Raw genomic sequence first — 20,925 nt, 5'->3', positions numbered from 1 at the left:
GGCTTTTATATTGTTGATTTGTATTTATATATATATTTATTGAAATCACTCCGGCTTGTGTTCCCGGTCTATGGATAGAAGTCTTGCATTTACAGCAACGATAATTGTGCTCATTGACATCAGTACGGCTCCTGCTGCCGGTGACAATAAAATTCCCTGTTGATACAACACCCCTGCTGCAAGTGGAATTGCCAGAGCATTGTAGCCTGTTGCCCAGAAAAGATTCTGTTTCATTTTGCTGTAAGTTGCCTTTGAGAGTTCCATTATGGCCAGCACATCAAGCGGATTACTTTTTACAAGTACTATGTCCGCTGTTTCCACTGCAACATCAGTACCGGCTCCAATTGCTATACCCACATCAGCCTGTGCAAGTGCAGGTGCATCATTAATGCCATCCCCAACCATTGCAACAGTAAGTCCCCTTTCCTGAACTTCCTTTATTCTGGAAGCCTTCTCATCGGGCAGAACACTTGCAAAGTATTCATCAAGGCCGATCTGGTCTGCAACCCTCTCTGCCACCTGCTTCTGGTCACCTGTGAGCATAAAGCATTTGATACCCATTTCTTTGAGTTTGCCCACAGCTTCCTTTGATTCAGACCTGACCACATCCTCAAGTGCAATAGCACCAACTACGTTTCCTTCAATAAGAACAAAGACCGTGGTTTTCCCCTGAATGTTTATTTTTTCCAGTTTTTCCTCAGGATAACTGATCCCTTTTTCTTTCAGATATGCAGGACTCACAACCTTTACATCTTTTCCCTTTACAGTCCCCTGTGCTCCTTTTCCGGAAATTGCATTGAAATTCTCAACCTTATAGTCAGGTTCAGCAGAGTTCAGGATTCCTTGTGCTATCGGATGCTCGGAATCAGATTCAATGGATGCTGCATAACTGAGTAATTCTTTTTCCTGAATATTCTCATCAAAGATAACAACGTCACTGACTCCGAATTCTCCTTTTGTGAGAGTTCCTGTCTTGTCAAAAACAATCGCATCAATATTTCTTGCTCTTTCAAATGGTCCTCTGTTTCTGATAAGCAGCCCATTACGTGCACCTATTGCAGAGGAGACCGCAACTACAAGAGGGATTGCAAGTCCCAGTGCATGAGGACAGGTGATAACCATAACAGTTACGGCCCTTTCAAGTGAAAATGCAAGGTCAGTGTTTGCCAGCCTGAGCCATGCAAAAAAAGTGAGTGTACCTGCTGTCAGAGCAATTATTGTGAGCCACAGAGCAGCTCTATCAGCAAGGTTCTGGGTTTTTGATTTACTCTGTTGTGCCTGTGAAACGAGATCAAGCATTTGTGACAGGAAAGAGTCTTTTCCGGTTTTACGAACTTCAATAGTCAGTGAGCCTTCACCGTTAATAGCACCGGCAATAACTTCGTCCCCTTTTTCCTTTGGAACAGGATTTGATTCACCTGTAAGCATTGCCTCATTTACAGAACTTTGTCCGTCAACCACAACACCATCGACAGGTATTTTCTCCCCGGGTTTGACAAGGACTTTATCTTCCATTTTAAGTTCATCAATTGGAACATCTTCTGTTCCTCCGTCCGATCTCAGGAGATGTGCATCTGATGGCATGAGTTTTACCAGTTCCTGCAGAGCCATGGAAGCTCCCATGACAGATTTCATTTCCATCCAGTGACCAAGAAGCATGATGTCTATCAGGGTTGCCAGTTCCCAGAAAAAGAGCTTCCCTTCAAGTCCGAAAACAACAAGACTGCTGTATCCGTAGGCAACGGTGATGGCAACCGCAATAAGTGTCATCATACCTGGATTTTTTGCTGTAAGTTCATCCTTTATTCCTTTGAGGAAAGGCCAGCCTCCATAGAAGAAGACCGCAGTTGAGAACACAAACAGCAGGTATGTGTCACCTGAAAAAGATGGAATGGCAATTCCAACACTTGATTTAAGGAAATCCTGTATAATTGGAGACAGAAGAAGAATCGGCACCGTCAGAACAAGTGATAACCAGAATCTTTTCCTGAAATCCTGAACCATCATTGCATGGTGGCTGGAATGGTCTTCATGACCCTGATGACCTTCATGATTCATATGTTTGTCATAGGTGCCAGAACTTTCATGCTCTGCATAAGTTTTCTCTGTCATTTCATGATTCATCTCATGATTTTCTGCATGACCGCCCTCATGATTAGTTTTATGCTCATGCATTCCATTCTCTTCTTTTATGGCAGAGCCATCATGGTCCTTATGTTCCATCTTTTCCCGACAACCTTCTTCTCAGATTCCAAGTTTTTTACGATTGTTCTCAATATGGTCAAGCATGAGTTCCACTGCTTTTACAGCATCTGTTTCAACATTCATCACACCGCCTGTGACATCTTTACAATCCTCGGTTAGGAGTTTCACAAGATTCGGTGCTCCTGTTACAGTTGGAACAGGATTTACGTGTGTATAAAGACCGAATGCCAGTGCAAATACCGCGTCTATCGTTGCTTTCTGTTCCATATATTCAGGAGCTGTTGCAACAACTGGCAGATCGGGTACAGGAACATTACCAAGTGCTGCAGATACAGCTGCTATCAGATCAGCGATTCTGCCCGTATCGGTGCAGGTTCCGTAACTGAGTACCGGAGGAATTCCAAGTGCTTCACAGATTGCCTTCAGTCCGGGTCCGGCAAGTTCTTTTGCTTCGGGACTGCAGAGTCCTCCAACCTGCATGGCTGCATTTCCACATCCCATGGAAAGCACAAGCACATCCCTTTTGATAAGTTCCTTTGCAACGGCAATGCTGTGGCTATCCTGACCCGTGTCTCTCAGGGTTGTACAGGAAACAAGTCCCGCAACTCCGCGTAGGGTTCCGTCTTTGATAGCATCCAGAAGCGGGTCAAGTTTTCCTCCCAGGGTTTCAAGTATGCTTTCTGTGGAAAAGCCCACCACCGCTTCACTCATCGGCAAATCTGTAACAGGCTTAACGCTTGCCTTTCTTTCCTTAAAGTTATCAATGCCCATCTGGAGTAGTTTTGCTGCCTGCTCACTGGCTTTTTCAGGAATATACTCAAGACGTTCGGTTACCCCTTCAAAAGAAACAAGATCACTTACAGGGATAAGTTTGAATTTATATTTTTCAGCATACATAGGATCTATCGGCATAGAACAATTCATGTCCGCAACAAAAATATCCACACAGCCGCTTGCAAGCACAGCCTCCTGCATTATCCAGTTACCTGTGAATCCATAGAAAGCGTCATCCATTTCCCATCGCTGGATCATTTCCTGTCCTGTCTCAATGTTAGCAATTATCCTCAGACCTTTAGCTCCAACCTGCTTGGCCTTATTCTGCCACTCAGTTTTTCTTGCAAGCTGCACCATTGCAAATCCAAGGAATGGTTCATGTCCGTTTGGTAGAATGTTAACATAATCCGGATCGAGGACTCCGAGGTCAACTCTCATTTTGTGAGGTCTGGGTAATCCGAATATGATGTCCTGACAATATTCATTGACTATCTGGCTCTGATATGCCATTGCCACACCAAGCTTCATGGCCTTTAATGCAAGGCTAACATAATTTCCGTCCACATTGGTCAGGGATGAACTTGTTGACCTAAGAATTTCTGTCTGGATACCTCCGGGAAAGATGCCTGTTTTTTTCCATAACTCCTGTCTTTCTTTTGGAGCAAGCATCTCCACAATTTTACTCGGCTGTCCGTATTCTCTTGTAAAATCTTCTTCCACAAAATCACAGAATTCCATAGCAACATCTCCTATATTTCCACTGGAATCTATTCCGAGTCTTTCGGCGAAGTTTCTAAGTTTATCTTCTTCGGTTATTTTAAAAGGCGTCTCCCCTTTTGCTGTGGCTCTCAGTGTCTTTATTGTCTGGTTCGTATGGTACTGATATGTCGAAGCTCCCATAACGTTTCGCAAAAGCATCATACGCATTGCCATTCCGTCGGCAGTTATTCCACAAACTCCTCTTTTATCCTTCAGTGCATCTCCACGGCATGGCCCATTAGAACAAAGGTCGCAACGCATTCCTCCCTGACAGAAGTTACATCTTCTATCCGGGCTGCTGCCCATTCCCTGTGCTTCATAGCGGTCCCAGATGTTGGTTATACCGTCTTCTTTTATTCTTTTATATACTGTGCGCACTGACTCATGATATGATATTCTATCATCTTCCACAATAATTCCCCATTTATGTTTGGATTTTAAACCCATATATACTTGGTGTGGCAGACTTTAAGAACTCTTTGGAGTCATAAATTTCAAAAGAATAAGCAAAAGTTAATATCTATAAAAGTGTAAAAATATAGCAGAAGGTGAATGAATGCTGAAAATAACTCCCTATATGGGGCCGCTTGTCATCATTGTTTCAATTGCAGGATTATGGTTCCCACTGCTTGGTTATTTCATGTTACTTGTGTTTGCTGCCATCTTTTTGATAGCACCATTCAGGGGTCGCTGGTTCTGTGGAAATCTTTGCCCAAGGGGAAGCTTCATGGATTTCTGGGTGGGTAAAGTTTCAGAAAAAAGAAAAATACCTAAAATTCTCAAAAGCTACTTTATCAGAGTTCCTCTTTTCATGCTCATGATGGTCTTTATGGGCTACAGGCTCATGAACACTCACGGAATCGTGAATCAGATAGGCATGGTTCTTGTAATTATGTGCCTGACCACGTCTTCAATTGCAGTTATTCTGGGAGTTACAATCGCTCCAAGGACTTGGTGCACTTTCTGTCCAATGGGAACACTTCAGAGTATAGTGGGTGTGAACAAGTATCCTCTGGTAATGGATATTGAAAAATGCATCAAATGCCACAAGTGTGAAAAGATATGTCCAATGCATCTGAATATCGTGGAAATGACACACAATCCTGATTGTATCAAATGTGGAAGATGTATTGATATTTGTCCAAAGGACGCACTAAGCTTTAAGAAATCAACAAGTCCTTGATATTATTTATCAAGGATTTAACTACGGTTCTGTTTTTAAGTTAATTTGATATATTGAAAGTTTTCAATAATACATTTGATAATAAATTGAGGTGCATGAATGTTGTTTAGTATCACATCAAATTGCTGTGCTGCTTGATATACAACTATAGTTGTTAATATGAATAAAAAAAGAGTTATTATGTTTTGAACCTTTACTTTTATTTTATAATATGCTTTAGCGTAGTATGCTAATATGGTTAGCCAGACAACTCCTGCACCTGTCCACGGGAGTCCTATATTAAAAAATAAGGATCTCCTCAAGATTGAGTGGGTAATTTAATATTCTGTTCATCCAATCCATATTGGATGGACGATAAACTCTTGATTCAAATGGCTCTGGGAATAACCCCTCCATGGTATGTGAAAGACATTGATCTTAATGTTTCTAAGAAAAGAATGGATATTTATCTAGATTTTACCAAGGGAACGAAGTTCCCTTGCCCAGTTTGCAACAAACTGTGTGATCTCCATGATACCAAAGAAAAAGTATGGAGACACCTTGATTTCTTCCATCATGAAACATACATTCATGCACGAGTTCCCCGAACAAAGTGTGATGGAGATGATGTAAAACTTGTAGAAGTTCCATGGACAAGACAAAATACTGGATTTACATTATTTTTCGAAGCACTAATCGTTGCAATGTCCAAAGAAATGAGTGTTTCTTCAATTGCTGAATTGATCAATATTCATGAAAATTCTGTATGGATAATTCTAGCTCATTATGTTGAAGAAGCCAGAGCAAAGATGGATCTCTCTGAGTTAGATACTATTGGAGTAGATGAAATATCTGTCAAAAAAGGTCACAGCTATGTGACCTTGTTCTATGATCTAAATCAATCAAGAGTAATTCATATTGAAAATGGAAAGAAAAGAAGTGTTTTCAAGAACTTCAGGGAAGTTCTTTCCAGAAAAATAGACCCTGATAATATCAAGTATATTTCAATGGACATGTATCCTGCTTTTAGGGGTGGAGCAAGGGAATATTTCCCAAATGCTAAGATCGTTTACGATAAGTTCCATATTGTCAAAATGATGAATGATGCAATTGATAAGGTTCGAAGAAAGGAGTATCAAACAAATAAAGATCTGGGTAAAACGAGATTCATGTGGTTGAAAAATCCTGAAAATCTATCGGATAGGGAAATAGCTAAGATTCGATCAATCAAAGATTTGGATACTAAAACAGCAAAAGCTTACAGATTTAAGCTTGGACTTCAACGTCTGTGGGATATAAAAAATATAGAGGTAGCGAGGGAATATCTTGACAAATGGCATTATTGGGGAACACATAGCAACATCAAGGAAATTATCACATTGGCCAAGATGATTAAAAGAAATTCTCATGGGATATTGGAATCAATCAAACAAGGTATCAGCAACGGTGTTGTTGAAGGATTGAACAACAAAATTAAAACTGCTTTTAAGAGATCATATGGATTGAAGACTGAGAAGTGTAGGAATACAATGATATTCTTGATGGCGGGTAAACTTCGTTTACCCACACGATGTTAAAGAGAGCCATTTAATTTAATTTTGAAGATTTTGATTTGTGGCCTTTTTGATTTTCCATAAAGGAAGACTATGTAATATTATCGGAGATTACACCAGTAGATCCATCTTTTTTAGGGCATCCATGACGGAAGTACATTTCCGTCAATTATAAGTATTAGTAGCAGGAATAGGATATCCGTAAAATATAAGTAGCGTACTTGAAGTTCCATATATATATTTATTGTTCAGGTGGGTTGCTTTGAGATCTAAGGTGTTAGAATGAACAAAATCATCATTTTGAATGAATATGTGGATTGTCTTGTCCATGACTATTGTCCTGTAGTCGGAATATAGGCCGGAAACGGCTACCCGATGGGTACGCCTCTTTCCTGTAGAACAGACCTGAATTATCATGGGGTGTGTGCATGAGCAAGAAAACAGATGCATCCCCTGGAATTGACTGGGAACATGGTGCTCAGTGTGCTAAAAATATATGTGACCCTCAGGAACTTGAGAGATCCATTGACTGGAAACAGGGTCTTGCAATAGCGCTGGGTGTTCCTCTTCTTATCCTTCCTTCAATCGGATATCTTACAAGCTATGTCTGGTCCTTCGCCATAGTTATCTGGGGAGCCACCGTGCTTCTTGGATTTTTACAGAACTTTGCATTCGGAGAACTGGCAACGGTTTTCCCAAAGGCATCAGGTCTTCCTGGTTATACGCAAACGGTCTTTGGTTCGGATAAAGATAAGAACAACAAGGGCAAGTTCAAGTTCGGTAAGTTCATCGGCGGTTTCAGTGCCTGGAGTTACTGGTTCGGATGGAGTCCTGTCCTTGCTATCTATGCAATTCTTATATCAGATTATCTTCAGGGAATGGTCCCTGCAATTGCAGGAATAAACTCAACACTTATGGCACTGGTAGTAGGAGGTTTCATCTTCGGTTCCCTTGCAATCATTAATTCAAAAGGACTCAAGAACGGAGCAGCCGCCGGAGTTATCTTAGCTGCTATTTCCCTGGTACCTCTTCTGGTCATCACCATTGCACCATTCTTTACCGGTGATTTCCAGATGGCAAACATCACAAATTCATGGTTCCCTACAGACTGGAGCTGGGACTGGGAGCACATACTTATCCTTCTCGGACTTCTGGCAATGGCTGAATGGAGTGCTGCTGCATGGGAAACCGCTGCAATCTATGGTCCTGAATACAAGAAGCCAAATTCCGATATACCAAAGGCACTGCTTGTTTGTGGAGCAATCTGCCTTGTTCTTTACGTACTTGTACAGACATCCGTAATAGGTGCTCTTGGAGTTGACGGAGTTCTTGCGGAACCTATTTCACCAATGCTTCCACTGGCAAACATGGCACTTGGTCCTATTGGTGCTTCCATTTCAATTATAATGCTGATAGGTGCAATGCTTCTGATTATCCAGACAGCCTTCCTTTCATCTGCACGTTCCATCTATTCAATGTCAGTCGAAGGTAATCTGCCATCATTTCTGAGTAAGCTGAACAAGCACGGACACCCAATGAACGCAATGCTTGCTGATGCAGGGTTCAACATGTTCCTTATTCTTCTTGGAACACCAACAGCTATCCTTGCTGCTTCTGCAATTGGATATATTTGTGCCAACGGTATCAGTCTTTACACCTATGTTAAGGTCAGGAACGATCCTGAACTCTCAAAACTGGATAGACCTTTTAAGGCTCCAAGGGGATGGAAAAAAGTCGCTCTGGCAACAACCATACTGAACACTCCATTCTTCCTGATAGGTATAATCTACCTCAACAGCCTTGAACTTGGATGGGCAACAACTGGTGTAGGTTTCTTCATGCTCTGTCTCTTCATTCCACTCTGGGTGTATTCACAGCGTGAGAGGAACAGAATGCCTGTTTCCAGTGCAGTACACAGAGAACATGGTGTATTTGAACCAGAACCACTTCCTCTGGAAGAATAAGTAAAATACTATGAGTGACACAGGAACCTGATATCGAGGATATCAGGATCCCTTTTTCATATTTAGATATTTTTAGATATTAATAGTCTGAAACTGAAAAAGATAAGAATTAAAAATGGCATTTTTGCCTGCTTTCACCGGGTGTAAAAATGGAAATTGAAGATCTCATTATTGCTAATATTGGAATTGCCATTCTGGTAAGTTTCCTAATTTATGCAGCAACAAATCCTTTACCTTCAGGAATCAAAGTACTTGAAACCCTGGCAATTGGTGGTCTGTGGTTTTATCTCTTTACTAATCCAAATATTTTATAGGATGAAGTCTCTCTGGTGCAAATTCTGAGATTATAATTATTGCTACTATATTGAAAATCATCTCAACGTCAATAATCCATCTGGATTTTTTTTAAGATTACAACGCTGTTGTAATGCTTCAACTATAGATCAATATTGACTCCATCTTTATAAATTCAGGCTCAGTAGACATATTTACTTGAGTTTATGATATATACATTTTCTTCTTATACTTCTATAGCTGATTGCTCTTCAAGTCTAATTTCCCTGTTATGAACTGAAGGCAAAAAGTATGGAGGTATTATTATTAGCAACGAAGAAATGTTCAAAGAACTTTCAGACGCTGTTGTCACATGTAAAAAAGATGTTGTAACAGCAGCCGTTGAGAAAGCAAAGAGTGAGGGGGTTCCACCTGCAGAGATCATTGAAAAAGGTCTTGCAGCCGGAATGAACGAAGTCGGTGTTCTTTTTGAAAGAGGTAAGTTATTCCTTCCTCACGTAATGATGGCGGCAGGCGCAATGGAAGAAGGAGTCAGGCTTCTTGAAGCGGACATGCCAAAAGATGCTGTAAGCAAGAAACTCGCTGTAATTGTAAATGGTACCGTTGAAGGTGACGTCCATGACATCGGCAAATCTATTGTTTCTACCATGCTCCAGTCATCAGGTTTTGAAGTCCATGACATTGGAAGAGATGTCCCGCTACAGGACTTCCTCGATAAAATAAAGGAAACAGGTGCCACAATGGTAGGTCTTTCAGCTCTTATGACAACCACTCTCCAGGGGCAGAGGGATGTCATCGAGATGCTTAAGGAACAGGGCATGAGAGATGGCGTAAAGGTCATGGTCGGCGGTGCTCCTGCAACCCAGGCATGGGCTGACAAGATCGGTGCAGACTGCTATGCAGAAAATGCAAGTGAAGCTGTTGTAAAGGCAAAGGAGCTTCTGCTTTAATTGAGGTTTTATCATGGCAACAGAATATAAATTGAGAATGGGAGACGGAAAGCGTATTTTCATGACAAGGGAAGATATCATCGCTGACCTTAAGGAAGGTATGGCAGATGCTGCAGATCTTGGAGCTATTCCTGACCTTAGTGAAGATGAAATCGATAAACTTGTTGATATTGTGACCATGCCTTCAAGGATGGTTGGTGTTGAGCAGGGAATGGAAGTTCCAGTAACCCACGATATCGGAACCATAAGAATTGATGGTGACCAGGGTAACAGTGGTGTAGGTATTCCATCCAGCAGGCTCGTTGGTGCAATGATGCACGAAAGAGCGTTTGGTGCTGACACAATGGAACTCGGTCACATCGACTACAGTTACAAACCAGTAAAACCTGTAATTTCACAGGAGATGCAGACAATGGAAGTCTGTCAGCAGAACATGATAGTTCCACTGCTCTATGGTGCCATGCCAAACATGGGTCTTTACTACACACCTGATGGTCCTTTTTCAAATCCCGGTGACCTTATGAAGGCTTTCAAGATCCAGGAAGCCCAGGAATCCATGCAGCATGCAGCTGAACACCTTACAAGGGACACAGTCTGGATAATGCAGAGGCTTATGTCTTCCGGTGCCGACGGTGTTAACTTTGATACAATCGGTGCAGCAGGTGATGGTGACATGTATGCATCACTCCATGCAATTGAAGCATTGAGGAAGCAGTATCCTGATATCTATATTGAAGCAGGTATGGCAGGAGAACTTCTGCTAGGTCTGCACGGTGAGATGGAATACGATGGCACAGTACTTGCAGGTCTGTGGCCACATGAGCAGGCTCCACTTGTTGCAAAGGCAGGAGCAAACATTTTCGGTCCTGTAGTTAACACAAACACCAGTAAGAGTGCAGCATGGAATCTTGGAAGAGCTGTTACATTCATCAAGGCAGCTGTTAAGGCTTCACCAATACCATGTCATGTAAACATGGGAATGGGTGTTGGTAGTATTCCAATGTTTGAGACTCCGACCATTGATGCTGTTTCAAGAGCCAGTAAGGCCATGGTCGAAATTGCTGGCGTGGATGGTATATAGATAGGGGTCGGCGACCCGATGGGTATGCCGATCTCCCACATAATGACCTCAGGAATGAGCGGAATCAGAGCAGCCGGTGACCTTGTTGCCAGGATGCAGCTTGCAAAGAGCATGAGAATTGGAGAAGCAAAGGATTACGTTGCAAAGAAACTTGACGTAACCACAGATGACCTCAGTGACGAGTATGTAATGAGGGAACTGAGAGAAGAACTTGGTATAGGGGTCATCACTTCAGTAGCAGGTGCTCCAAAAGGAATTGCAGCAAAGACGAATATCGAGAAACTTCTCGATCTCAAAATTAACTGCTGTGAGAAATTCAGAGGACAGTTGAAGTAAAGAATTTTTCTTTCAAAAATCTGGAAAATCTTCGGATACAGAAAATATAGAAAGCACCTGTAATTGCTTTTTAAGTAAATACAGGTGTTAACTATTTTTGGAAGAAGGGGGAATAATAAATGGAAAAAGAAGAAGGAATAGACTGGCATCATGCAGAACAGTGCTCTAAAGTGGTTTGTGAAACCGGTGAAGAAAGCGGACTTGAACGTTCAATCGACTGGAAACAGGGTCTTGCGATTGCTGTGGGAGTTCCTCTGTTGATCCTGCCATCAATTGGATATTTTGCAGGCTGGCTATGGTCTGCTGCTATAATTGTCTGGGGTCTTTCCGTATTCCAGGGATTCATGCAGAATCTGGCATATGGTGAACTTGCAACAACTTTCCCGAAAGCATCCGGACTTCCCGGATTCGCACAGAACGTTTTCAAAACCCGCAATTATACGGGCAAATATGACAAAAGTAAACTTGTAGGTGGGTTCAGTGCATGGAGTTACTGGTTTGCATGGAATCCTGTACTTGCTATCTTTGCTATCCTTGTAGGTTTTTACCTGCACAGCCTCTTCCCGGGACTGGCAGCTACTTTCAGTGAATACCAGCTTTCACTGGCTGCAGGAATTGTTATATTCGGAGGTCTTATACTTATTAATTATCGTGGTGTTTCAAGTGGAGCACTGGTAGGTTATATTCTTGCAGCACTTGCATTTGTACCTTTGATCATAATTGCACTGGCACCTTATGCAACAGGTGACTTCGTACTGGCAAACATCACCAGCACATGGTTGCCAACTGACTGGGTATGGAACTTGAACAGTATTCTTGTCCTCCTGGGTATTTTTGCAATGGCACAATGGAGTGCATGCGCCTGGGAAACAGCAGCTATCTACGGTCCAGAATACAAGAACCCTGGTAAGGATGTACCAAAGGCACTTTTCACATGTGGCGCTATCTGTCTCCTTGCATTTGTGGTCGTTCAGACAACAGTAACCGGAGTACTTGGTGTTGATGGAATTGCCAACGCACCAATCGATCCTATGCTTCCTGTAGCACAGGCAGCCCTTGGTGACATGGGTTCAACAGTTGCTATTGTAATGCTCATTGCCGCAATGGTCCTTATCATACAGACTGCATACCTTGGTTCTGCAAGGGCAATGCACTCCATGGCAATTGAAGGAAACCTTCCAAGGGTATTCGGTAAAGTAAACTCTCACGGAACCCCGATACTTGCAATGGTTGTTATAGGTATTTTCAACCTGGCGCTCATTTCAATGGGCACTCCAACAGCTATCCTTGCAGCATCCGCTATAGGATATGTATGTGCAAACGGTATCAGTCTCTTTGCATACGTAAAGGCAAAGGCAGATCCGCATCTTGCAGGTCTTGAAAGACCATTTAAGGCTCCAACCGGCTGGAAGAATGTTGCACTCATGTTTGGTCTTTTCAACATTCCTCTCTGTCTTATCGGCATAATTTATCTCAACAGTATTGAAGGAAGCTGGTTCTCCACCGGTGTTGGAATACTTGTATTGGGTCTGTATGTTCCTATGTGGTATTACTCACAGCATGAGAACCATGTAGCAAGAATAGCTGAATCGCAAGCAGCCTGATATAATACTGCAGTCAGCACTAAAAATGCTTACTGCACATTTTATTTTTATTACCGCATAACCTCCAATTATGCAAACATTTTATCCGGTAGTTCGAAAGAAAATACCTGTAGCTACCGGATTTTTTAATCATCTGGAAATCTTATGTACTTTTAAGAATTCAAAATGGAGATATTGAAGGGATTGAAAAGAAGCTGAAAAGCTTATTTTTACAATTTAATTCAAACGAGTTTTTCAGCTCTCTCTTTAAAATAGAAGAACAATTCTTTACTCCACTGGAGTGCGTTACTGTCAAAACTCATGAGGATTGTATGGTCGTATTGTTCCTGTTTATTGAATAAACAGAGAAAAAGAAACCTGTCTGTGGAAACCAGTGTTGCAAGACCGGTTGTTTCATCTGATACGAAAAATTCTGTATTATCATAACCGGTGAATTTCATCATCTCTTCGTTGTAATCATTTTCCATTCTTTCATGGACAGAATTCGTTGTAACAAGAGATACAGGAATCCCTTTTTCGGCAAGACTTGAGTAAAGAGCCGGATATTCAGGATGGAAATAAGCGTTAAAGGCCATAACATAGCTGGCTTTGTGTATGTTCTCTGTGAACTCTTTAGGGAACTCAAACAGGTAATTAAGATCAGGCTCAATGATAACACAGTTACCTAGTTCGCCAAGTCTTTTCAGGATGTTTTCAGGTATTCCACTAAGATCCCTGTTTCTCCAGTAGTGGCTGTTTTCCTCAAAGACCTCAACAGCATTCAAAAGAGGCAGCATGTTTGCGACCAGTACTTTTCCCATGTTTGTCAGTATATAATGGTCTCCGTTCTGTATGACAAGACCATTTTCCTTCAGTTTTTTTATCTGCGGAATAAGGGCTGTGGAAGTTACATTCAGGCTTGTTTTTATTTCATCACGGCTTTTCTCTCCTTCCATAAGGAGAAGCAGAACATTTTTCCGTTTTTCCGAATTAAAGATTATATCTATTAACGAATTGTTCATTCCAACCAACTACCACAGTTTCATACACAGTTTGCAAAAAGATTACTATCGCTTCAAAAGATTTATGTGTTGCCATTACAGACTGTTTCCTGATCACTTTTTTCCATTTCATGCCTGTATAGTGCCATTTCAATATTGCTGCGCAGGTCATTGGCTTTGAAAGGCTTGACTATATACCCGTAAGGCTTTGTTTTCTTTGCTTTCTCAAGGATTTCATCATCCGAATATGCAGTGAGATAAACTATCGGGATGTCAAAGTCTTTACGTATCTCTTCAGCCGTCCGGATTCCGTCCATTTCGCCTTTTAATCTGACATCCATAAGGATAAGATCCGGGAAAGTTATCTCCGCCATTTTGATGGCCTCTTCGCCTGTGGTAGCAAGAGCTGGTACGGTATATCCGAAGCTCTTCAGCTTCTTTTTTATGTTTAAGGCAATGATGCTTTCATCTTCAACGACAAGTATTTTTATATCTTTCGTGTCTTCCACAATATCACCTGTTCTGCTTTAGTTTAGTTTAATTTAGTTTTATCCTGAATTTAGTACCTTCACTGGTATCAAGTTCAATGGTTCCGTTTATCTGGGCTGTTAATGTAGTTACAAGTTGGAGCCCAAGGGACTCTGTCCGGGTATAATCGAGATCTTCGGGGAAACCACGCCCGTTATCACCGATTGTCAGTGTCAGTTTTCCATCTGCAAGATCCAGTTTTACAAATATTTCTCCTTGCTGGTCCGGTTCAAATGCATGTTTAAGTGAATTTGAAATAATCTCGTTAACTATCATTCCCAGTGGTATGGCAGTATCCATTTCAACAAAGACAATATCAAGATCCAGTTTTATCTCGATATTTTTCTTTTCCACCATGTATGAATAGGATAGCTCATTTACAAGTTTCATGAGATAATCAGAAAAATCAATGCTTTCCATATCCTGTGACCTGTAAAGCTCTTCGTGCACAAGGGCCATGGATATTACACGGTTCTGACTTTCCCTGAATGCCTCGACAACTTCTTCGTTTTCGAATTTGTCAGACTCAAGGTCAAGCAGGCTTGAAATAACCTGAAGATTGTTCTTAATACGATGATGAATCTCCTTCTTGCGTATCTCTTCAACTTTTTTGCGCTCATCCATCATACTTGACAACGTTTCCCTCGTTTGTTCGATTCCTTCGGTAAGTATGAGGAAATCACCTTCACCGTATACCCGGACGTTTCTTGAGAAATCGTTATTCTGTACTGCAGTAAGTACTTTATTTGAATCTTTTATGATAGTATCCAGCAGCTCCGCAAAAACATCCAGTGTGTCTGTGAGCTGTCTAAATTCCCCGTGGACATTCAAATGGGTTCTTTCATTGAGTTTTCCTGTTGCGAGCTCATTTGTAAGTCTTATGGCATCATGGATAGGGGTTATTACTGCATCCAGAATCTCATTGAGACCCATGGGTATCTCCCTGAAATCAATCTCCACGTTCGTTTCAGCTCTTGAGTCGAGTTTTCCCATTACCGCATCTTTCGATATATTCTTAAAATCAGTAACTATCTCCTTAATGGGTCTTGTAAAGGACAGGGCTATGAAGTATGAGATTGCGGCCATGAAAATTACGGCTGCAAAGGAAATATGGAGAAGTTTATTACTCAGGCTGTTCACACCTGCAAGCATCTCATCTTTTGGAATTACAAGAACAAATGAAAAGTTGCCGGTTTCTATAGGTTCGTAGAACATTACAACTTCTTTACCAGTGGTAGGGTCGATGGTTTCAATATGACCGCTCCTGCCATTAATAATATCGTCTGCAGCTATTGAGGATTCTTCTATACCAAGGTCATAGAGTTTCCTTTCCCCGATCCAGTCCTTCTTTGCAGGATGGGACACAAGGATGCCGGTATTGCCAGTCAGGAAAGCATAGCCGGAATCAAATGCTTTTATTTCACTGGTTATTTCGTCCAGATAATTAAGTGAAACATCTACCCCACCGATTCCAATAAATTCATCATCTTTTACTATCGGGAAAACATAGCTTACAATGAAAACCCCTTCATAGTAATAGGGTTCGGTTATTACTTCGTTTCCTGTGCTTTTTGGCACCTGATAATAATCCAGTGTCTCATAATTCAGAAGAGGATCGAGTGTAATAGGCCCGGTTATCTTGTTCCAGTAGGGAATAAACCTTCCTGTGGAATCGTGTCCTGGAGTGTTAACATACAGACTGTCATCACCGTCAAAGGCGTTGGGTTCATAGGCAACATACGTGCCGAGTAAGTGAGGATGTTCAGCAAGCAGGTTGTACAACATTCTGTTTGCTTCCTCCCTGCTCATAGAGTCATAGCTTCCCATGCTCACTGCTATGGTTTCAGCAATGGCCCGGTTTGTTTCCATATCTCCGTTGAACTCATTTGCGTAGGTCTTGGCCATTTCGATGGATTGCTTATAGGCAAGTTCCTCTTCCTGATTTGTCACAGTGGAAATGGTCATTGCAGTGCTTGCTGCAAGCACAAGTAAAGTACCTACTACTATGTAAAGAATTAGTTTGAACTTAAGTGAGGTGCTTTTCCATTTCATTTTCAGAGCCTGCATTGACAGCGTTGTATAATTCTGAATGCCTTAGTTGCAATACTTACAATATTAACTGTAATCTTTAACTTTATAATAGACTCTTATTAAGATTATAACAGCATTATAATCATAAAGTGCTATTATAATCATTGAAATAGGGCCAATGTTTTTTAAAACTTAATAAATTCAGAATCAGTAAGCATTTTTCTCTGATTTTATTCTTCACTGACAGGCAATTATGAAAATGAACTTCCTGAAGGCATTAAGGGACAGTTACAGAAGGTTTTTGGTGCAGGAGTAGGTCTGTTTGTATCAGGCTGTGGTATTGTCAGCAAGACGCCTATAGAGAACCTCCAGGCAATGGTAGAAATGGCAAAGAACCACAAATTATAAATATTGTTCTCTCCCGGTCAAATCCTTCTTTTGGGCAATCTGAATTTTTATTCCCGGGAATATTACTTTTTAATTTGTTCCTGAGTTTGCTTCTAAGGCTTTGCTTGTATATGCTTAAAAACAGGTTCAATAGAAGTTATTTTTTGAAATTATTCTAACATTATGGTAGTTCTTACCTAAAATTATATTATTGTATTTTTATGTCATTGTCTTATTTTCTCTCTTTTTCAAGGGAAATTTATAAATATTAGTGGCACGGTACAAGATTACCGTATTCTTATGGTTTGCCATAATGGCTGCAAATCATCATGAATGACATCGGAACAAGGCTCATCACAATGATTTGAGCTACAATTCACTTTCGAGGCAAAAATATGTCAAATCAGGAAATGTTAGATACACTCAGAGACACAGTCGTTACACAGAACATCAACGGTTGTGCAGAAGCTACCCAGGCAGCTCTTGATGCAGGGCTCAGTGCAGTTGAAATTATAAACGATGGTCTTTCCCCGGGAATGAAGATTGTCGGAGACAAGTTCGAAGCAGCAGAAATCTACCTCCCACAAATTATGATGTCTGCAAAGGCAATGAACGCAGCAATGGAACTTCTTTTACCAGTACTTGAAGAGGAGAAGGGAGACACCGAAGGAGTAGGAACAGCAATCACCTACGTGCAGGAAGGAGACATTCACGATATCGGTCACCGTCTTGTAACAACCATGCTTGAAGCAAATGGTTTCAAGATCGTTGACATGGGCGTAGATGTACCAAATGAAAAGGTTGCAGAAACAGTTGCACAAAACAAGGACAAGAAACTCTTACTCGTTGGTTCAGCACTCATGACAACTTCAATGCTCGGACAGAAGGACACTGTGGCTATGCTGGCAGAAGAAGGTCTTAGAGATTCTGTTAAGATAATGTTCGGTGGAGCACCAGTATCCGATGCATGGATTGCAGAAATCGGAGCAGACGCAACAGCAGAAAACGCAGCAGATGCAGCAAGAGTTGCACTCAGTCTTATGCAGTAAAAGAGGTATTAATAATGACATTCGCAAGATCACTTGATTGTTTTGAGTTCTACGAGAGGGCAAAGAAGGGCGAGAAGACCACCCAGGATGACTGGGATCTTATGACAATCCCAATGAAGGCAATGGAGCTCAAGCAGAAATACAACCTTGACTTCAAGAACGAATTCGTACCAACTGACAAGGACATGATGGAAAACCTATTCAAAGCAGGTTTTGAGATGCTTCTTGAGTGCGGTATTTTCTGTACCGACACAAGCCGTGTAGTAAAATACACAGAAGATGAGATCTGGGATGCAATCAACAACGTCCAGAAGGAATTCGTACTCGGTACCGGCAGGGATGCTGTAAGAGTACAGAAGAGAAGTGTTGGTGACAAGAGAAAGCCAATTGTCCAGGGTGGTCCTACCGGTTCCCCAATTTCCGAAGACATGTTCATGCCAGTTCACATGAGCTATGCTCTTGAGAAAGAAGTCGACACAATTGTCAACGGTGTCATGATGACAGTCCGTGGCAAGCCACCAATTCCAAAGAGTCCTTATGAGGTCCTTGCAGCAAAGACCGAAACCAGACTCATTAAGGCAGCAGCAGCAATGGCCGGAAGGCCAGGTATGGGCATATAGGGACCAGAGACTTCCCTGTCCGCTCAGGGAAATATATCTGCTGACTGTGCCGGTGGTATGGTTTGCAGTGACAGTCACGAAGTATCACAGCTCAACGAGCTTAAGATCGACCTTGACGCTATCAGTGTAATGGCTCACTATCAGGGTAACAGTGACATCATCATGGATGAACAGATGCCTATCTTTGGTGGATATGCCGGTGGCATAGAAGAAACCACAATTGTAGATATTGCAACCCACATCAACGCTTTTGTAATGAGCAATGCAAGCTGGCACCTTGACGGTCCGGTTCACATCCGCTGGGGTTCAACCAACACAAGGGAAACTCTCATGATCGCTGGATGGGCATGTGCTACAATCTCCGAATTCACTGACATGCTTTCCGGTAACCAGTATTACCCATGTGCAGGTCCATGTACTGAGATGTGCCTTTTGGAAGCATCCGCTCAGTCTATCACTGACACTGCATCCGGTCGTGAGATTCTCTCCGGTGTAGCATCTGCAAAGGGTGTCGTCCAGGATAAGACAACCGGTATGGAAGCAAGGATGATGGGAGAAGTTGCAAGGGCAACAGCAGGAATGGACATCGAAGATGTCAACAAGGTTCTTGATCTCCTTGTAAGCTCCTACGAGGGCAATTATGCAAACGCACCACAGGGTAAGACCTTCCAGGAATGTTACGATATCGCTACCGTAACACCAACTGACGAGTACATGAAGGTCTACGACGGTGCACGCAAGAAGCTCGAAGAGTTCGGACTAACATTCTAAGACCAATCGATAAAATCAAACCCTCCTTCAATTCCATTTAGATGGCTGGCTTCTTCCATTTACCAGTCATCTTTTTGGTTGATATGTTGAATTAACTTATTATTTTCTAATATACAGTGGCTACTGAAGTATAATTGGAATGCTTGGTTTTGTAGCGAATCTCACTTTTTTATGTTCCGGGCACACGCTCTTATTGAGAATCTCTTATTTACTATTGTGCCAGTACTAAAGAAAAGAGATTCTGTCACAAGTGATAATATGGATACTTCAAAGGATTATACCAGTGGGTTTTTTAACTTTATGAAAAAGGCGACAACACCTGTTCAGACTGTAGATACTATAATAGAACGTCTGGATGCTGAAGGCTTCTCAAAACTGGATCTGAATGAGCAGTGGAACTTTTCAGCATCAGGGAAATACTGGCTGTCACCTTATCCTTCTATGATTATCGCTTTTACCATTGGAAAAAGTGATTCTCTCACAAAAAGTATGAGAATCATTGCGGCTCACACAGATAACCCTGCATTCAGAATAAAACCGAATCCGGAAGTGAGCAGTGAAGGAATGCTGACACTTAATGTGGAACGCTATGGAGGTCCAATTCTTAACACATGGTTTGATCGTCCTTTATCCATTGCAGGGAGAATTGCTGTAAAGTCCGATGAAGTGCTGAAGCCAAAAGTAATTCATCTTGATTTTCAGAGACCAATACTTACTCTGCCAAACCTTGCCATTCATATGAATCCGGGACCCAACCAGAGTACAGAGATCAAAGTGCAAAAAGAAATGCAGCCTCTTTTGACCCGGTTGATGGAAGATGAAGTCAAAGATAATTATCTGCTTGACCTTGTTGCAAAGGAAATCGGTGTAAATGCTGAAGAAATTCTGGATATGGATCTGAACGTTTATTGTTGTGAGGAAGGGATGCTGGTTGGCTTAAAAGAAGAATTCGTATCCTGTCCAAGAATCGATGATCTTTCCATGGTTTATGCTGCAATGGAAGCACTTGTGGTTTCAGATAACAATTCCGGTATTAACATTGCTGCATTCATGGATAATGAAGAGGTTGGTTCCATGACAAAACAGGGTGCAGATTCTGTACTTTTAAGCAGCATCCTGGAAAAGATTCATGCAGGAATTGAGGGAATAGATCAGAGATCGGAATGTCAGGTAAAGGATTATTTTGTCATCTCTGCTGATGGTGCACATGGTTTACATCCTAATTATGCTGAAAAGAACGATATTACTAACAAGCCCGTGATGAACAAAGGCATAACAATTAAGATAAGTGGTAGCCGTTCATATGCTTCAGAAGTTGAGACAATTGCAGCTTTTCAACAGCTTTGTAATAAAGCCGGTGTAAAGTACCAGAAATTTGTGAATCATTCTGATCAAAGGGGTGGAACAACTCTTGGTCCTCTTCTCAGCAAATATCTACCTGTTCATGTTGTTGATGTCGGAGTTCCAATGCTTGCGATGCATTCAACAAGAGAACTTATGGGCAAACAGGATTTCCTTGATTCCATAGAGGTTTTCAGGACATTTTTCCAGTTAGAGTGATAAATAAAAGCTGCCAGCTCAAGCGCGCAAATAATTAGGAAAAATATTTGAAAAATTTGAAAAAAGATTTTGTCATTATGTGACTCTGATCACACAATGAAACGCATATGGCGGAAACCTCGGGAATTTAACCCGACTGAACGGATTTAGAGTCCATTCGATCAACCTGATCTGATTTCCATGATGATTGGTTGAATCTATTTCTTACTTGGAATTAATAGTATTTATATCTATCTAGCTCTATCTTTTCTTCATATACTGTTAATGTCTAAACTTGCTGTTTTCTTATAGTATTATCTTTTTAGCCCACAATATTG

At 41.4% G+C, this 20,925-nt stretch carries 13 protein-coding genes and 2 pseudogenes; 10 read left to right on the top strand and 5 right to left on the bottom strand.

Annotated features, from left to right (window positions below):
- Positions 1-45: 45 nt before the first annotated feature.
- A complete protein-coding gene (locus V7O61_RS14745; RefSeq protein ID WP_407283191.1) occupies positions 46-2,223 on the bottom strand; it encodes a heavy metal translocating P-type ATPase in 2,178 nt (725 codons plus the stop codon).
- A 21-nt stretch (positions 2,224-2,244) separates the two neighbouring features.
- Positions 2,245-4,149, bottom strand: coding sequence for an anaerobic carbon-monoxide dehydrogenase catalytic subunit (cooS, locus tag V7O61_RS14740; RefSeq protein ID WP_407283192.1), 1,905 nt, complete (start codon positions 4,147-4,149; stop codon positions 2,245-2,247).
- A 145-nt stretch (positions 4,150-4,294) separates the two neighbouring features.
- Here cooS and V7O61_RS14735 point away from each other — a divergent pair, with 145 nt between their 5' ends.
- From V7O61_RS14735 to V7O61_RS14705, 7 genes and pseudogenes are all read left to right on the top strand, one after another.
- Positions 4,295-4,921 (top strand): 4Fe-4S binding protein, encoded by a 627-nt coding sequence (locus V7O61_RS14735; protein WP_407283193.1) that lies wholly within the window; start codon positions 4,295-4,297, stop codon positions 4,919-4,921.
- A 347-nt stretch (positions 4,922-5,268) separates the two neighbouring features.
- Positions 5,269-6,477: an ISL3 family transposase gene (locus V7O61_RS14730; protein ID WP_023843742.1), complete on the top strand. Its 1,209-nt coding sequence runs from the start codon at positions 5,269-5,271 to the stop codon at positions 6,475-6,477.
- Positions 6,478-6,881: 404 nt separating this feature from the next.
- Complete coding sequence (locus tag V7O61_RS14725) at positions 6,882-8,417, top strand: APC family permease (protein ID WP_407283194.1); 1,536 nt, start codon at positions 6,882-6,884, stop codon at positions 8,415-8,417.
- Between the two features lie 149 nt (positions 8,418-8,566).
- A complete protein-coding gene (locus tag V7O61_RS14720; protein ID WP_407283195.1) occupies positions 8,567-8,731 on the top strand; it encodes a hypothetical protein in 165 nt (54 codons plus the stop codon).
- 300 nt (positions 8,732-9,031) lie between these two features.
- The gene (gene mtbC, locus V7O61_RS14715) at positions 9,032-9,661 is read left to right on the top strand and encodes a dimethylamine corrinoid protein MtbC (protein WP_407283196.1); all 630 of its coding nucleotides are present in this window, start codon (positions 9,032-9,034) and stop codon (positions 9,659-9,661) included.
- Positions 9,662-9,674: 13 nt separating this feature from the next.
- A pseudogene (mtbB, locus tag V7O61_RS14710) lies at positions 9,675-11,078 on the top strand ([dimethylamine--corrinoid protein] Co-methyltransferase).
- 119 nt (positions 11,079-11,197) lie between these two features.
- Entirely contained in the window at positions 11,198-12,682 is a 1,485-nt protein-coding gene (locus V7O61_RS14705; protein ID WP_023845233.1) for an APC family permease, read from the top strand.
- 221 nt (positions 12,683-12,903) lie between these two features.
- Here the strand turns inward: V7O61_RS14705 and V7O61_RS14700 are convergent, their stop codons facing one another.
- From V7O61_RS14700 to V7O61_RS14690, 3 genes are all read right to left on the bottom strand, one after another.
- Complete coding sequence (locus V7O61_RS14700) at positions 12,904-13,617, bottom strand: winged helix-turn-helix domain-containing protein (protein ID WP_245596096.1); 714 nt, start codon at positions 13,615-13,617, stop codon at positions 12,904-12,906.
- A gap of 128 nt (positions 13,618-13,745) precedes the next feature.
- Positions 13,746-14,171, bottom strand: a complete 426-nt coding sequence (locus V7O61_RS14695) for a response regulator (protein ID WP_023845235.1) — start codon at positions 14,169-14,171, stop codon at positions 13,746-13,748.
- Between the two features lie 28 nt (positions 14,172-14,199).
- Positions 14,200-16,242, bottom strand: a complete 2,043-nt coding sequence (locus V7O61_RS14690; protein WP_407283197.1) for a histidine kinase dimerization/phosphoacceptor domain -containing protein — start codon at positions 16,240-16,242, stop codon at positions 14,200-14,202.
- A gap of 761 nt (positions 16,243-17,003) precedes the next feature.
- Between V7O61_RS14690 and V7O61_RS14685 the strand changes: the two genes are divergently transcribed.
- From V7O61_RS14685 to V7O61_RS14675, 3 genes and pseudogenes are all read left to right on the top strand, one after another.
- Positions 17,004-17,657: a methyltransferase cognate corrinoid protein gene (locus V7O61_RS14685; RefSeq protein WP_023845237.1), complete on the top strand. Its 654-nt coding sequence runs from the start codon at positions 17,004-17,006 to the stop codon at positions 17,655-17,657.
- A 14-nt stretch (positions 17,658-17,671) separates the two neighbouring features.
- Positions 17,672-19,048, top strand: a pseudogene (locus tag V7O61_RS14680) (monomethylamine:corrinoid methyltransferase).
- A gap of 258 nt (positions 19,049-19,306) precedes the next feature.
- The gene (locus V7O61_RS14675) at positions 19,307-20,608 is read left to right on the top strand and encodes a M18 family aminopeptidase (protein ID WP_288070101.1); all 1,302 of its coding nucleotides are present in this window, start codon (positions 19,307-19,309) and stop codon (positions 20,606-20,608) included.
- Positions 20,609-20,925: the final 317 nt, after the last annotated feature.

This window comes from Methanolobus sp. WCC1 (assembly GCF_045690315.1).
Taxonomy (GTDB): Archaea; Halobacteriota; Methanosarcinia; order Methanosarcinales; family Methanosarcinaceae; genus Methanolobus; species Methanolobus tindarius.
The sequence above is the reverse complement of the archived record's forward strand: the minus strand, read 5'-3'. Positions and strand labels throughout refer to the sequence as shown.